Genomic DNA, 15630 nt, shown 5'->3' on the forward strand with positions numbered 1-15630 from the left:
ATCTCAGATGGCCCGTTCTTATTTTAAAGCCAGTTTTTACGCTTGAAATAGAGATAAGGCGCCAGTCCGGCCAGAATCATCAGGCCGATCGCGGCCGGATAACCAAAGCTCCACTTCAGTTCCGGCATAAACTCAAAGTTCATCCCATAGCTGGAGGCCACCAGCGTTGGCGGCAGAAACACCACGGAGACCACCGAGAAGATCTTGATGATGCGGTTCTGCTCGATGTTGATGAAACCCATCGCCGCCTGCATCAGGAAGTTGACCTTCTGGAACAGTGATTCGTTATGTGGCAGCAGCGATTCGATATCGCGCAGAATTTCACGCGCCTGCTCCAGCTGATTGCCCGGCAAACGTGCTTTGCGTACCAGGAAGTTCAGGGCGCGCTGGGTATCCATCAGACAGAGACGCACCTTCCAGCCGATATCTTCCAGTTCCGCTAATCGCGACAGCGCCTGATCGTACTCTTCGCCCTGCTGACCTTCCATGATCACCCGGCTGAGTTTCTCCAGTGCGCTGTAGATGTTCTCGATTTCGTCCGCCAGCTGCTCGATTTTGGTTTCAAACAGGTCGAGCAGCAGCTCAAAGGCATTGCCGTCGATCAGGGTCTGATTACGGGCGCGCATGCGATAGAGACGGAACGCAGGCAGCTCACGTTCGCGCAGCGTGTAGAGACGGCCTTCACGGATGGTGAACGCCACGGTGGAGTTACCGGCGTGATCGTCAGCATCTTCATAGAAGAAGAAGGAGTGGATATGCAGACCATCTTCATCTTCGAAGAAGCGTGCCGAGGCCTCGATATCCTCCAGCTCAGGCCGTGTTGCCAGACTCTGGCCTAGCTCAGATTGCACGCGATCACGTTCGCCCTCTTCCGGCTCGATCAGATCGACCCAGACAGAGGTCGTCAGTTTGTCGTTTTCGTCTTCCAGCTCCAGTCGCGTCAGGCGGCTGTGATCCAGTTTAAATGCGCTCAGCATAGCAATACTCCCCATTGCAGACTAAATGGGACAAGGCAGTCCGCCGTTCCTCAACATGGAACGGGCAGCCTGAACACGGAAACAGAGTTTCAGAGATAAATCAGTGCTGACTCGCGACGGAATCAAAAAGGGAGGTCGCTGATAACCGCTAAGGCTACCCGCGTAAAGAGGTAGCCTTAGATGTTATTCCTGGAATCCAGGTCATTGAGCCAGCATCGACTGGGCGTGTCCAAGGCATTGTCCTCTCATGATAATAGTGGGCGCATGTTACGCTGAGACGAAAAAGCCGTCAACCGCACGCTAAAGCGTTTCAAGCTTCGCGTAAGCCGCCACCAGCCACTTGATTCCCTGCCCCTGAAACGCCACCTGAAGACGGCTATGCTCGCCGCTGCCTTCCAGATTAATGATGGTGCCTTCGCCAAATTTTGCGTGATGAACACGCTGACCCAGCGCGAATCCACTGTCATTTTTGGTCACCGGGGCACCCATCCGCTGATGGTTTACCGGACGGCTGACGCTGGCGCGCAGACGCACTTCTTCTATGCACGCTTCGGGCAGTTCGCCGATAAAACGGGACGGCCGGTGATACACTTCCTTACCATAGAGTCGGCGGGTTTCGGCGTAGGTCAGCGTCAGCTTGAGCATCGCACGGGTCACGCCGACATAAGCCAGACGACGTTCCTCCTCCAGCCGGCCACCTTCATCCAGTGACATCTGGCTCGGGAACATGCCCTCTTCCATGCCGACAATAAACACCTGGCTGAACTCCAGCCCTTTTGCCGAGTGGAGCGTCATCAGCTGAACCGCATCCTGCCATTTGTCTGCCTGGCCTTCGCCCGCTTCCAGCGCGGCGTGGGATAAAAAGGCCTGCAGTGGCATCAGATCTTCATCTTCATCCTGATAGCTGAATTGCCGCGTAGCGGTCACCAGCTCCTCAAGGTTTTCGATACGCGCCTGACCCTTCTCACCTTTTTCCTGCTCATACATCAGCCACAGGCCAGAGTCTTTGATGACCCGGTCGGTCTGAACATGCAGCGGTAACTCGGCGGTTTCGGTTGCCAGTGAATCAACCAGTTCACAGAAGCGTTGCAGCGCAGACGCGGCCCGGCCAGCCAGCGCACGGCTTTGCAGCAGTTCACGCGTTGCCTGCCACAGCGTCATCTGACGTTCACGGGCCGTCTGACGCACCACGTCGAGCGTGCGATCGCCCACGCCGCGCGTCGGGGTATTCACCACGCGTTCAAATGCCGCGTCGTCATTGCGGTTCGCCATCAGACGCAGATAGGAGAGCGCATCTTTGATCTCCTGACGTTCGAAGAAGCGCATGCCGCCATAAATACGGTACGGCATGCTGCTTTGCAGCAGCGCCTCTTCCAGCACACGCGACTGGGCGTTGCTGCGATAGAGAATGGCGCAGTCGTTGAGCGCGCCGCCGTTCTCCATCCAGACTTTGATGCGGTTGACCACGAAGCGTGCTTCATCCAGCTCATTAAAGGCGCAGTAGATCGAGATCGGTTCGCCATCGCTGCCTTCGGTCCACAGCTCTTTACCCAGGCGACCATTGTTGTTAGCGATCAGGGCGTTGGCGGCTTTCAGGATGTTATTGGTTGAGCGGTAGTTCTGCTCCAGACGGATCGTTTCCGCGCCGGGGAAATCCTGCAGAAAGCGCTGAATATTCTCGACCTGTGCGCCGCGCCAGCCGTAGATCGACTGGTCATCATCGCCCACGATGATCACCCGGCCACTGTCGCCCGCCAGCATCCGAATCCAGGCATACTGAATGTTGTTGGTATCCTGGAACTCATCCACCAGCACGTTGGTAAAGCGTTCGCGGTAGTGATTAAGAATGTGTGGCTTGTTGAGCCATAACTCATGGGCGCGCAGCAACAGCTCGGCAAAGTCGACTAAACCGGCGCGATCACAGGCTTCCTGATAGGCCTGATAGATGCGCAGCCAGGTCTGCTCAATCGGATTGCCGTAGCTTTCGATATGCTTTGGCCGCAGGCCTTCATCTTTTTTGCCATTGATGTACCACATGCCCTGACGCGCAGGCCACTGTTTGTCATCAAGGTTCATTGATTTGATCAGACGCTTGAGCAGACGTAGCTGATCTTCGCTGTCGAGGATCTGAAAATCCTGTGGCAGACCGGCGTCAAGATGATGGGCGCGCAGTAAGCGGTGCGCCAGACCGTGGAAGGTTCCGATCCACATCCCGCCCTGACTGGTGCCGATCAGATGCTCGATACGGTGACGCATCTCCGCTGCCGCTTTGTTGGTAAAGGTCACCGCCATAATCGAATAGGGTGAGCAGTTCTCCACCGACATCAGCCAGGCAATGCGATGCACCAGCACCCGCGTTTTACCACTGCCCGCGCCTGCCAGCACCAGCAGGTTACTGCGCGGTGCCGCAACGGCAGCGCGCTGATTGTCATTCAAACCATCGAGCAGTTCAGAAACGTCCATAAGCACCGATTACCAAAGAAAAAAACGCCGTCGTCACACTGATTATTCCGCCTGCCGTAAGGCATTATCGCTGCCAGTCAGGCGGCGATACAGGTGCCGGATAAGGGACGGCAGCAAAACAGAAAAGAGGAGACGACTGGATAAATTTACAGCCATTATAGCAGTGAGGTGAGTGATGCCAACCGCGAAATTTCGACATGCGGCAACAGGCGCGCATCCGGGATATGCATCAGGTTACCCTGCCGCAGGTTAATCCAGCAGGCCTGCAGCCCGCAGCGCAGTGAGCCCGCCACGTCGGTGGTCAGGTCATCACCCACGTGCAGAATATGGTGTGGCGCGATATCAAGGCGTTGCGCGGCAAGCTGATACATATCCTGCCATGGCTTGGCGCGCCCGTCTGGCCCGGCCCGCAGCGTGAAGCGGAAGTATTCTGCAATGCCCATTTTTTCCGGGCAGGCGTTGCCGTTGGTGACCGCCACCAGCGGGATTTTCTCCGCCAGGGCTTTCAGCGTCTGGTGCGTCTCATCCGGCATCTCGACCTGACTCCGCCACTGATGGAAGACCGCCATCACTTCTGCCGCACCCGCGGAGGCTTCAGCGGCAGAGAGGCCGATATTCAGCATCGCCAGCTCAACCGAACGGCGTCGCCACTCCGAAACATCATGATAGATATCAGGTTCGCGCTGCAGCAGCTCATCGCGCAACTGCTGATAATCCTGCGGCGTGAAATCACGCAGCGCCGGATGAAAAGCCTGCAACGCGGCATGGGACTCCAGCGTGGTACGACGGATGACCGGGTAGTTATCGTAGAGAGTGTCATCAAGGTCGAAGGTCATGGCTTTTATGGCCGACAGCGGACGATAAAACTTCATTCGTTCTTTCCTCGTTTGGCGCGGGGATGCGCAGCGTCATACACCGAAGCCAGATGCTGGAAGTCGAGATGGGTGTAGATCTGGGTCGTCGACAGGTTTGCATGACCCAGCAACTCCTGCACGGCGCGCAGGTCACCGCTGGATTCCAGCAGATGCGTGGCAAATGAGTGTCGTAGCTTATGCGGATGGATATGGCTGGCCACGCCCTGTCTGATGCCCCATTCGGCAAAGCGTTTCTGCACGTTCCGTGGCGAGATGCGGTTGCCGCGCGTCGAAAGAAACAGCGCATCATCCTGGCCGCCAAAGGTTTCACGCAGCGGCAGCCAGTGCTGGATCCAGGCGACCGCCGTGCGACCAATCGGTATCCGGCGCTCTTTGCTGCCCTTACCGACTACCCACACTTCGCCTGAATCGAGATCGACGTGGCGACAATCCATATTCACCAGTTCAGAGAGACGCAAACCGCCGCCATACATCACTTCCAGCATCGCCCGATCGCGCACCGCCAGCGGATCGCTAAGGTCGATCTCCAGCAGCTGGTTTACTTCATCAACATCAATGTTTTTAGGCAGATGGCGCGCTTTACGCGGCGTCATCACCCCTTTGGCCGGGTTGGCAGAAAGCAAACCCTGGCTCACCTGCCAGTCGAGAAAACTGCGCAGGGCGGAGAGCCGCAGCGCGAGGCTGCTGGCGGCCAGTCCGGCGCGACGGCTGCGCGCCGCCATGCTGCGCACCTGTGCCGGTTCCAGCTGTGCCCAGCTGCTGAGCTTCATCTCATCAGCAATCGCCACCAGCGCGGCAAGCTGGCGCGCATAGCTGCTCTGGGTTAACGGACTGAGCTGGCGCTCCACTTTCAGGTAGCGCAGAAATCCGTCGACGGCCTCCTGCAGCGCGCTGCTCATGCGCGTTCAACCCAGCGGGAGAGCAGATCAGGCATCATCTGCGACAGATGCTGCAACAGCAGTGTCCCCATGCCCGATTGATAGTGCTGGCTGTCACGACTGCTGAACACCAGCACGCCGAGATCGCCCTCCTCACCCATTAGCGACATGGCAACCGACCCGATCGCTTTGGCCTGCGGCAACAGCAGCAGCAGTTCCGGCCCATTAATGTTGCCAAGATAGTGATGCTGGTTACCGAAGCGCTGAATACGCAGCGGTTCAAACGCCTGACGCGAGAGGCTCAGCTGAAAGAAATCGGAGGGCGCGCCCAGCAGCCATTTATCACTGAACAGCCGCACATTGGCACCCGCCAGGCCCAGCTCACGCGCCCAGCGATGCAGACGGTTGAGCATATCCTGCAGCGAGTCAGCCGCGGCCAGATGGCTCTCCAGCGACAGCAGACGATCAAACAGTTCGTGGTTAGCGCTGGCCTGCTCCATCAGCAGCGTGATCTCTTCTTCCAGCCGCTGAATATGGTTGCGTTGCCGTGCCATATGCCATTCGACCAGAGAGACGCTGCCACGCACCGGATGCGGCACGGCCATCTGTTCAACTGCACGGGCATTGCGGATAAAGAAATCGGGATTCTGCCGCAGATAATCACTGACGGCCTGATCGTCCAGCAGAACCGAACTGTCAGCCTGCTCTTCGATATTTTTCATAGATGAATAAACCCATCGTAGACGTGTGTCGCAGGCCCGGTCATATAGAGCGGCTGACCGGCGCCTTTCCAGGTGATGTGCAGCGTTCCGCCAGGCAGGTCGACACGCACTTTGGGTGCCAGAATGCCCTGCTGAATGCCACATGCAACGGCAGCACAGGCGCCGCTGCCGCACGCCTGCGTTTCACCCGCTCCGCGTTCGTAGACGCGCAGGCGGATATGTTCGGGATTGATGATCTCCATAAAACCGACATTGACGCGATCCGGGAAGCGTTCATGACTCTCCAGAATCGGACCCAGCAGTTCAACCTGCGCGGTTTTGACACTTTCGACCTGGATAACGCAGTGCGGGTTGCCCATCGACACCGCACCCAGCATCACCGTCTGTTCGGCCACGCGCAGCAGATAGAGATTTTCGGCCTTGTTGGCGCGGAACGGCACCTGCTGAGGCTCAAAGTTTGGCTCGCCCATGTTCACGCGCACCTGGTCGTCAGGCGTGACGGTCAACACCATGCGGCCATTCTGCGTACTGACCCGGATGTCACTTTTGTTGGTCAGTCCTTTCAGCTGAACAAAGCGGGCAAAGCAGCGCGCACCGTTGCCGCACTGTGCGACTTCACTGCCGTCGGCGTTGAAAATGCGATAGTGGAAATCAAGATCGGGATCGTAAGGCGGTTCAACAATCAGCAGTTGATCAAAACCGATCCCCAGATGACGATCGGCCAGCCGGCGGATCAATTCCGGCGAAAAGAAGACGTTTTGTGTCACCGCATCCACAACCATAAAATCGTTGCCGAGACCGTGCATTTTGGAGAACTGCATTTTTTGCTCCGCCGGATAAGCCATCAGATTAGTTCGCTTTTACGCCTGAATTGCCGGTAACCAGCCCGCCGACATCGGCTTTAGAGGCATCCGCTTTCTGGCGGTCGGTTGGGGCTTGTTGTTTCTTCGGCTGATCCTTCGGCGGGAAGTAGAGCGGTCCTTTCAGACCACAACCTGCAAGGCTGATTACTGCCAGTGTCATGGCCAACAGGCTTATTACTTTCTTCATTCTTTATGCTCTTCATGTCCTTTACCTGGATGCTTATCATCGCAGTTGAAGGTGGAAAAGCAACAGGAAATGCCCGCAAATAGCGTGAAGCGGGTGACAAGCCGGGAAGATAGCGGCCACCTGCAGAGCGCAGGCAGCCCGTCAGCATCAGTGCACCTGATAGCGTGGCTGATAGTCGCTGTTGTCGTTGTCAGGCTGCGAGGTACACAGCTGCGTCAGCGTCTGGCTACGGAACGGAATCACCTGGAATCGCTCACCGGTGTTCACAATCTGGTAGAACTGCGGCAGGTTGAAGTTGATAAAGCTTGAACCATAGGTAAAGCGATCGTGCGATGAGGAGTAGAACCGGCTGACATCGCGCACCAGCTCCTCTTTACTGCCTTCACAGTGATGATAAACCTCAACCCGATTGGTCTCATCGAGGATGTAGATATTGAAGCCGCGCTCATCGGTGGTGTTTTCAAAGAAGAACTGAATAATGCCTTCGCTTGCATAACCGTTGACCACGGGTGGCAGCGGCGTCTGATTCGTTTCGACTTTGATCGACAGTCCGTGCAGCTTGTTGTTGGAGATCGCGCCATAAAACTCAACCGCGTTTTCCAGCTTCTGCACCGAAACGCTCATGCGTTCAAAGAACAGGCCCCAGGTCTCGCCCGCCATACGCAGCGCTTTAAAGCGACCCGGCTCCTGACGTGTGCTGGAGAGGCGCAACTCAATGCATTCTGAGACCAGTTGCTGTACCCGCGTCCGAATCAGACCGCGCAGATGCTGGCTGTAGCAGAACACTTCCACCGTATCGGGCGGTGCAGCATCCTGATGCATCTTGCCGAGAATGGTTTTCAGCCCTTCGATCATTGCCTGTTCGCCGCTGAAGTGCAGCGTACGCACCTCATTCCAGGAGTTGCGATAGAGCAGATCGATGCTGCCAATCAGGCACTGCTGCTGCTGACCAAAACTAAAGACATCCAGCTTACGGAAGTCGAAGTGCACCACCTGATTGCGGAAGGCCGCCGTCGGATCGTGTTCAAGGTTAACAATAATCGCAAGGTGCCGGATTTCACATGGACTGTAGAGCGCTTTTGGCGTCGGCGAAGGCAGACGCAGCGGGAAGTGGCTGGAAACATCGTTAACCAGCTCCTGCAGACGCGCCAGATCGCAAACCTCATTGCCTTTAATATGCAGCCGGGTTTTACGGGTCAGCAGTCCATTGAACCACGCCCACGCCACCAGCTTGTTCAGGTAGCGGTTATATTCCAGCGGCTGATGGCTGATAATCGAATCCATGTCCGGCGCCTGGTTATAGAGATACCAGCCGGAACGGTTGGCGCGTCCAGGCGGCACATGAATAAAGGTCAGATTGGGCTCGGAGAGATCGGGCGAAATTTGCGGATTCACCAGCGTCACTTTGCCCGGCAGCGCTTCAAACGCGGCATACAGTTTACGGGTCAACACACCGATATCCTGCGGGCTGGCGCTGACGCTTAAGTTATTGCGGCGGGCAAAGCGGATCAGGTTGCGATAACTCTGCATCATCGCATCCAGCAATTCATTGTGGGCTTCGCGCACCCGCTCGATTTTCCACTCAGCGCGGTTGTCCAGAATGGCAATCTTCTCTTCGTTCCAGCCCCACTCTTTGACCAGCTGCGATAAAATTTCGCGACGCCAGCCGGTGCGGTGCTGATGATCTTCGGTGCTGAGCTTTTCACACACTTTGAGGTAGAAGCAGCGACGCACCAGGTCAAGACGCGGCTGATCGTCAACGCTGGTCAGATAGTGCGTAACGCGCTCCAGCATCATGCAGTAAGGATCAAGCCCGAAGCAGATGATTTCACCGTCATGCAGGCGCTGTTTAATATCCATCGCCAGCAGTTGCGTGTTTGGGTATTCCCAGCTGTAGGCTTCCAGCAGCAGCGTTTTCAGTACGGCTTTATACGGGGAGTCGATGCTTTTATAGAGCTGCCACAGGCTGGCACCGAAATACTCTTCCGCCGACAGCGTGCCGAGGCCGCCAAGATCGAGCCACTCATTAGGGGTCAGCACGCCTTTGGCATAGAGCGACATCACATAGTCATCGTAATTGTGATCTTCTTCGCCCGGCACCATATTCCACAGGATGCGTTTGCCCGCCATACGAACTGCCGTACGGTAGAACTCATCCAGCAGTAAAATGTGTTGTGTTGAACCGCAATCTTCACCGCCCAGACTGCCGCTTTCGTTGTGGCGGAAGCGGTTCTCATCAATCAGAAAGAAACTCACCTCTACGCCCATTGAAACGCACCACTTCTGCAGCAGCGTACATTTGCGCTGCAGATTCAGACGCTCTTCATTATCAAGCCAGGATTGATGGCAGACCCAGATATCGAGATCCGAGACGCTGTTCTGGCCGACAGATGAGGTGCTGCCCATAGAATAGATAGCCGTGATCGGCATTTCGCCTTTCGGCGCATCGGCATGACGCAGATCGCTGTCGCCGGTGAGATCGGCCAGCAGCTGACGCTGATTTTCATCAGGCGTGAAGAAGCTGATGCCATGTGGAACGCTACCTTCAAGGTAACCCGGCATCTGCGGATGTTGATAATGTAATAAGGTTGGCAGCAGACTGTAGACGCGCTGAAAAGCGGGTCCCATAGCAGCCAGCGCACGATCAACGCGCAGCTGGTTGATTGCATCCAGTCTCTGTTTCAGTGTCTCAATGTAGAGGTACAAGACGTTTCGCCTGATTGTCCCAGTGTTTAAGCACCCTGTTTCCACACTCTGCCGCTTATAAAGTAAAAAAGTGGGCAGATAATTGCTGGAAACGTGATCAATCTAACACCCTGCAGATTGACCGTAAAGAAAGTTGCGCTACCTGACAGTTTAGCACGTTCTTACCAGCTTCCCGCCTTTTCAGCTCTGGTTCCCACGTTATGGCTTAATAAACCGGCCTGAAACCGCACGCAGGCCGTTTTCAATCCGTTGAAACTGACAGTCTTCACCCAGAGATGATAGGATATTCAGTGAACGATAAAAATGGTTAACAGCATGTTAGACAAAATTTTCAGAATTGCTACAAGACAAAGCCCGCTCGCATTATGGCAGGCGCATTATGTACAGCAACGACTCATGAGTGCCCATCCGGGACTGCGCGTTGAGCTGGTGCCTATGGTCACGAAAGGTGACATCATCCTTGATACGCCGCTGGCAAAAGTGGGGGGCAAAGGGCTGTTTGTCAAAGAGCTTGAGCTGGCGATGCAGGATGGCCGTGCCGATATGGCGGTGCACTCGATGAAGGATGTGCCGGTCAATTTCCCGGAAGGTCTGGGCCTGGTAACCATCTGCGAGCGCGACGATCCGCGCGATGCGTTCGTTTCTCATCATTATGACTCTATCGACGCGCTGCCACAGGGTGCCATTGTCGGCACATCCAGCCTGCGCCGTCAGTGCCAGATTAGTGCGCGCCGTCCGGACCTGGTTATCCGCTCGCTGCGAGGCAATGTCGGCACCCGCCTCGGCAAGCTTGATGCCGGAGAGTATGACGCGATTATTCTTGCTGTCGCCGGGCTGAAACGCCTGGGACTGGAAGATCGCATTCGTCAGGCGATGCCTGCCGAAGTTTCCCTGCCCGCCGTGGGTCAGGGTGCGGTCGGCATTGAATGCCGTCTGGACGACACCACCTTAATTGGCCTGTTGCAGGCGCTGAATCACGATGACACCGAAGTCTGTGTCCGAGCGGAGCGCGCCATGAATACCCGTTTAGAGGGTGGCTGCCAGGTGCCAATCGGCAGTTTCGCGGTGCTGGAAGGCGATGACCTCTGGCTGCGCGGCATGGTCGGCGCACCGGATGGCCGGGTCATGGTCAGCGGCGAACGCCGGGGTCCCCGCGCTCAGGCTGAACAGATGGGCATTTCACTGGCCGATGAACTGCTCAATGGCGGCGCGCGTGAAATCCTGAAAGAAGTTTACCAGGGGCAGCCGCCGGCATGACCATTCTGGTGACGCGCCCGGAACCCGCAGCGGCAGAGCTGGTGTCACGCCTGCATGCCCTTGGCAAACAGGCGTGGAGCCTGCCGCTGATCGAATTTGCGCCGGGCGCTGATCTCACCTCTCTGCCACAAAAGCTCGCCGCACTTCGTCCTGGCGACCTGGTTTTTATCCTTTCTCAGCAGGTTATACATTACGCACAACACACCGTCACAGCATGGCCCGCTGAGCTGGACTATTATGCAATTGGTCGCAGCACCGCCCTGGCGTTTCATACCGCCAGCGGACAGCAGGTGACCTGGCCTCATGCGCATGAAACCAGTGAAGAATTGATCCAGCTGAATACTCTTCAGCAGGTTGCCGGTAAACGTGCGCTGATCCTGCGTGGCGATCCCGGACGCGAGTTGCTGGCTCAGACGTTAACCCGGCGAGGTGCTGAGGTGTCGTTTGCAGCCTGTTATCAGCGCTGCCAGAAGTATTATGATGGACCCGTTGAAGGACGCCGCTGGCGCGATCGCGGTGTCTCCGTGCTGGTGGTGACCAGCGGTGAAATGTTACAACAGCTTTTTTCGCTGTTCCCCGCAGTTGATCGCGAGGAATGGCTGCTCAACTGCCGACTGGTTGTCGTCAGTGAACGTTTGGCTACCCTGGCCGCAGGATTGGGTTGGCAGGATATTCAGGTAGCCGATGGTGCCGATAACGATGCGCTGCTGCGCGCGTTACGCTGAACTTTAACAATGGGATGTGCCACATATGACGGAACAAAAAGACTCCTCCGCCATGGTTGAAGAAACCACCCCAGCGGTCGACCGCTCTCCTTCCAGCAACAGCACACCACCGCGTAATGCGAAAAATGGTGGCATGGTGCTGGGTGCAGTTGCGATTGTCATTGCGCTGGCGATTGGTGCGGGTTTATACCTTAACGGGAAACATCAGGCTGATTTACAGGCACAAACCAATCAGAAGCTGAGCGAACAATTAAGCGCGTTGCAACAGCAGGCCAGCAGCGACAAACAGCAGCTGACTCAGCAACTGAGCGGCGCCGAAACCGCGTTGCAGACAGCCCAGACACAGCAAAACGCGTCAGCAAAAGAGCTGGAAACCCTGCGTGAAAAAGTGGCCGTGATTTCTGGCAACGACGTGCGCAGCTGGTTGCTGGCACAGGCGGACTATCTGGTGAAACTGGCTGGCCGCAAACTCTGGAGCGACCAGGATGTCACCACCGCCGCTGCACTGCTGAAAAGCGCCGATGCCAGCCTGGCCGACATGAACGATCCCAGCGTCATGAATGTGCGTCGTGCGCTGACCCAGGATATCAGTAACCTCTCTTCTGTTACGCAGGTCGATTATGACGGCGTGATCCTCAAACTGAACCAGCTGTCGAACAACGTTGATAATCTGCGTCTGGCCGATAACGACAGCGATGATGCGCCGATGGACAGCGATGGCGGTGAACTGTCAGGTTCCGTGCGCGAATGGCGTCAGAATCTGGTGAAAAGCTGGCATAACTTTATGGATGATTTTATTACCATCCGCCGCCGCGATAACACCGCCCAGCCGCTGCTGGCACCTAATCAGGATGTTTACCTGCGTGAGAATATCCGCTCGCGTCTGCTGATTGCTGCTCAGGCGGTACCGCGTCATCAGGATGAGATTTATAAACAATCTATCGACACCGTGTCCGCGTGGGTTCGCGCCTGGTACGACACCAATGATGCCGCTACCAAAGCCTTCCTTGCCCAGCTGGATGAGCTGAGCCAGCAGAACATCAATATGGATCTGCCGGATAACCTGGAAAGTCAGCCGTTGCTGGAACAGCTGATGCAGACCCGCGTCCGGAACCTGTTAGCGCAACCTTCTGCCGCTGCTAATCAGCAGGGAGGCTAAGCATGCTTAAGGTATTTATCCTCTTTATCCTGCTGATTGCTGGCGTGGTGCTGGGACCGATGATTGCCGGTCATCAGGGTTACGTGCTGATTCAGACCGATAACTGGAACATCGAAACCAGCGTCACCGGCCTGGTCATTATCCTCATCCTCAGCCTGCTGGTGATTCTGGCCGTGGAATGGCTGCTGCGCCGTGTGCTGCACACCGGCGCGCGTACCCGTGGCTGGTTTACCGGACGTAAACGCCGTCGCGCCCAGCGTCATACTCAGTCGGCGCTGATGAAGCTGGCAGAAGGCGATCACCGTCAGGTGGAAAAACTGCTTTCTAAAGATGCCGATCACGCTGATGTGCCGGTGGCGAACTACCTGCTGGCAGCAGAAGCTGCGCAACAGCGTGGTGATGAAATCCGTGCCAATCAGCATCTTGAACGTGCTGCAGAGCTGTCGGAGAGCAACACCATTCCGGTAGAAATTGCCCGCGCACGTATTCAGCTGGCACGTAATGAAGATCATGCTGCGCGTCATAGCATTGACCGTCTGCTGGAAGTGGCACCGCGTCATCCTGAAGTGCTGCGCCTGGCCGAACAGGCGTATGTCCGTACTGGTGCCTGGAGTGCATTGCTGGATATTCTGCCCGCCATGCAGAAGGCGCAGGTTGGCGATGAGCTGCATCGCGATGCGTTACAGCAACAGGCCTGGCTGGGTCTGATGAATCAGGCGATGGCTGACCAGGGCAGCGATGGGCTGAAGCGCTGGTGGAACGATCTGAGCCGCAAAACCCGTCAGGAAACGACGCTGCAGGTGGCCATGGCGGATCATCTGATTGAATGCAACGATCACGACACCGCGCAATCGATCGTGCTGGAGGGCCTCAAGCGTCATTATGACGATCGTCTGGTGCTGCTGATGCCTCGCATCAAAAGTGGTAATCCGGAAGCGCTGGAGAAAGTATTGCGCCAGCAAATCAAACAACACGGCGCAACACCGCTGCTGCACAGTACGCTGGGGCAGTTGCTGATGCGTCATGGTGAATGGCAGCAGGCTGCTGAGGCACTGCAGCAGGCGCTGGCACAGCGTCCTGACGCGTTTGATTATGCATGGCTGGCGGATGTTTATGATCGTCTGCGTCGCCCGGAAGAAGCGGCGAAGATGCGTCGTGAAGGGTTGTTGCTCACACTGAAGAACAATCCCAACGCCTGATCCTCTTTTCATACCTGATAAAGCCGGGCTTGCCCGGCTTTTTTGTGCCCGCAATCTGCCAGCACGCTTTCGCAGGCAAAAAAAAACACCTGCCAGTGGCAGGTGTAAGATCAGGTCGGTAAGACAACCGGGAGGTACCTGACTCAACGTGGTGTCTGTTAACCCTGTAAGGCTTTCGCGATACAGGCAGGCAGACAACAGGTACCTAAAATTGGCTCTGCATCATTCCCAGGTTTATGTAGCATCAGCAGACATAAGAGGTGGAATGAGCATCTACAGCAGAAGTATTGCACAAGCCATGCCAGGTTTATGATTATTTTTAAAATCACAATAAATCAGCATGTTAAAGAATTAGCTCAAAGCTTCATTCAACAGGCCTGTCGGGAAATGTCGGTATCCAGCGACAGCTGGCATTTTCTCTGTCTCTGAATGGAGACAGCAAGGCAAATCTCTCTGTGAAATCAACAATAACAATGACTTATTTGTCGGCAATTCACGACGCTGTTGCTCCTGTTTAAGCAACTTTATCTGACAACTGGCGAAATCAAGGGTGAGCTGGCATCAAAGGATTAGCTAACAAGCAGCCCGCTCTCACTGCTGTGTGGGCTTCAGGGAGCATACGCCTTTCGCAAAGACGCAAAAGACGCCATCCTCAGCGCGGGCGATTACGCACCTCATCCCTGAGGTGCGCCCGTAGTCGGGCCAACGCTTTGCGTTGTTCAAAAACGCTCCCGGCGTTTTTATCCGGGCGGCGCGATGCTTTGCTACAGGCGTATGCTCCCTTCGCTTCACGTATGGCAGACGCATCTGATACTTACAAGGACGCTTCAGACAAATGACAGATCTAAACCCGGATGCATCTGACCACAGCGCATAAGCTCAACGCGCAGGGAGCATGGTCAGAAGAGGAAAGCGTCCCACGCCAGGGACGGCGTGGGCCGAGCGGCCATGGATGGCTTAAGCGACTTTCCGATCTGACCATGTTCCCTTCGCAGGCTCGGATTTACAGCAAACTTATTTAGCTGTACCCACCTAAACCTCCTTCGGAGGTCCTCATCCTCTTTTCTGCAGACGAAAAAAAACCTGTCTTTTCAGACAGGTTTCTAAAATGGTCGGCGAGAGAGGATTACTCTGCTCTGCGAGCAGCGCCCTTCGGGCCGTTGCTGAAGCAACGTTGTCTCGCTACGCTCGGCTCAAACCTCCTTCGGAGGTCCTCATCCTCTTTTCTGCAGACGAAAAAAAACCTGTCTTTTCAGACAGGTTTCTAAAATGGTCGGCGAGAGAGGATTCGAACCTCCGACCCACTGGTCCCAAACCAGTTGCGCTACCAAGCTGCGCTACTCGCCGATTTTTTTAACTGTTTTGCCTGGTGCGAAGAGAGGGACTTGAACCCTCACGTCCGTTAAGACACTAACACCTGAAGCTAGCGCGTCTACCAATTCCGCCACCTTCGCGTTTCCCAGCAAAATCTGGGGTGGCTAATGGGACTCGAACCCACGACAACTGGAATCACAATCCAGGGCTCTACCAACTGAGCTATAGCCACCACAATACTTAATGTCACAAGTTAAAAACCTGCAGCATTTAAATCTCTACTGCCAACCGCGGTAAATCAACCA

Annotated in this window: 13 protein-coding genes, 3 tRNA genes and 1 other RNA gene; 4 read left to right on the forward strand and 13 right to left on the reverse strand. The window is 55.8% G+C overall.

Annotated features, from left to right (window positions below):
* Positions 1-23: 23 nt before the first annotated feature.
* The 9 genes from corA to GVJ63_RS18545 form a co-directional block, all read right to left on the reverse strand.
* The gene (gene corA / locus GVJ63_RS18510) at positions 24-977 is read right to left on the reverse strand and encodes a magnesium/cobalt transporter CorA (protein ID WP_003854370.1); all 954 of its coding nucleotides are present in this window, start codon (positions 975-977) and stop codon (positions 24-26) included.
* Between the two features lie 176 nt (positions 978-1153).
* On the reverse strand, positions 1154-1210 hold the full coding sequence (gene ysgD / locus GVJ63_RS22575) for a YsgD/CorL family protein (protein ID WP_353748370.1): 57 nt from the start codon (positions 1208-1210) through the stop codon (positions 1154-1156).
* A gap of 67 nt (positions 1211-1277) precedes the next feature.
* On the reverse strand, positions 1278-3440 hold the full coding sequence (gene uvrD, locus GVJ63_RS18515) for a DNA helicase II (protein WP_010257313.1): 2163 nt from the start codon (positions 3438-3440) through the stop codon (positions 1278-1280).
* A 155-nt stretch (positions 3441-3595) separates the two neighbouring features.
* A complete protein-coding gene (gene yigB, locus GVJ63_RS18520; protein WP_033785783.1) occupies positions 3596-4312 on the reverse strand; it encodes a 5-amino-6-(5-phospho-D-ribitylamino)uracil phosphatase YigB in 717 nt (238 codons plus the stop codon).
* Positions 4309-5214 (reverse strand): tyrosine recombinase XerC, encoded by a 906-nt coding sequence (xerC, locus tag GVJ63_RS18525; protein ID WP_010671674.1) that lies wholly within the window; start codon positions 5212-5214, stop codon positions 4309-4311. The genes yigB and xerC overlap by 4 nt, the downstream gene beginning before the upstream one ends.
* Entirely contained in the window at positions 5211-5915 is a 705-nt protein-coding gene (locus GVJ63_RS18530; RefSeq protein WP_010257324.1) for a DUF484 domain-containing protein, read from the reverse strand. The genes xerC and GVJ63_RS18530 overlap by 4 nt, the downstream gene beginning before the upstream one ends.
* Positions 5912-6736, reverse strand: coding sequence for a diaminopimelate epimerase (gene dapF / locus GVJ63_RS18535; protein ID WP_010257326.1), 825 nt, complete (start codon positions 6734-6736; stop codon positions 5912-5914). The genes GVJ63_RS18530 and dapF overlap by 4 nt, the downstream gene beginning before the upstream one ends.
* A gap of 28 nt (positions 6737-6764) precedes the next feature.
* Positions 6765-6965 carry a lipoprotein gene (locus tag GVJ63_RS18540; RefSeq protein ID WP_010257328.1) on the reverse strand — a complete coding sequence of 67 codons (201 nt, stop codon included), beginning with the start codon at positions 6963-6965 and terminating at the stop codon, positions 6765-6767.
* Between the two features lie 147 nt (positions 6966-7112).
* Positions 7113-9671 carry a class I adenylate cyclase gene (locus tag GVJ63_RS18545; protein ID WP_159227210.1) on the reverse strand — a complete coding sequence of 853 codons (2559 nt, stop codon included), beginning with the start codon at positions 9669-9671 and terminating at the stop codon, positions 7113-7115.
* 315 nt (positions 9672-9986) lie between these two features.
* On the opposite strand from GVJ63_RS18545, the gene hemC reads away from it, so the two are divergent.
* The 4 genes from hemC to hemY are packed head-to-tail and all read left to right on the forward strand — an operon-like array spanning position 9987 to position 14011.
* Positions 9987-10928: a hydroxymethylbilane synthase gene (gene hemC / locus GVJ63_RS18550; RefSeq protein ID WP_033780891.1), complete on the forward strand. Its 942-nt coding sequence runs from the start codon at positions 9987-9989 to the stop codon at positions 10926-10928.
* Positions 10925-11653, forward strand: coding sequence for a uroporphyrinogen-III synthase (gene hemD, locus GVJ63_RS18555; protein WP_010671672.1), 729 nt, complete (start codon positions 10925-10927; stop codon positions 11651-11653). Before hemC ends, hemD begins: the two co-directional genes overlap by 4 nt.
* A 25-nt stretch (positions 11654-11678) precedes the next feature.
* Positions 11679-12812 (forward strand): uroporphyrinogen-III C-methyltransferase, encoded by a 1134-nt coding sequence (hemX, locus tag GVJ63_RS18560; RefSeq protein WP_010257336.1) that lies wholly within the window; start codon positions 11679-11681, stop codon positions 12810-12812.
* 2 nt (positions 12813-12814) lie between these two features.
* Positions 12815-14011: a protoheme IX biogenesis protein HemY gene (hemY, locus tag GVJ63_RS18565; protein ID WP_010257339.1), complete on the forward strand. Its 1197-nt coding sequence runs from the start codon at positions 12815-12817 to the stop codon at positions 14009-14011.
* A 1109-nt stretch (positions 14012-15120) separates the two neighbouring features.
* On the opposite strand, the gene GVJ63_RS18570 is transcribed toward hemY, so the two are convergent.
* From GVJ63_RS18570 to GVJ63_RS18585, 4 genes are all read right to left on the reverse strand, one after another.
* Positions 15121-15250, reverse strand: a non-coding RNA gene (locus GVJ63_RS18570) — RtT sRNA.
* A 31-nt stretch (positions 15251-15281) separates the two neighbouring features.
* A tRNA-Pro gene (locus GVJ63_RS18575) sits at positions 15282-15358 on the reverse strand.
* Between the two features lie 20 nt (positions 15359-15378).
* Positions 15379-15465 (reverse strand) — tRNA-Leu (locus GVJ63_RS18580).
* Positions 15466-15481: 16 nt separating this feature from the next.
* A tRNA-His gene (locus tag GVJ63_RS18585) sits at positions 15482-15557 on the reverse strand.
* Between the last annotated feature and the right edge of the window lie 73 nt (positions 15558-15630).

Origin of the sequence: Pantoea sp. 18059, from assembly GCF_902706165.1 — a bacterium.
GTDB lineage: Bacteria > Pseudomonadota > Gammaproteobacteria > Enterobacterales > Enterobacteriaceae > Pantoea > Pantoea agglomerans.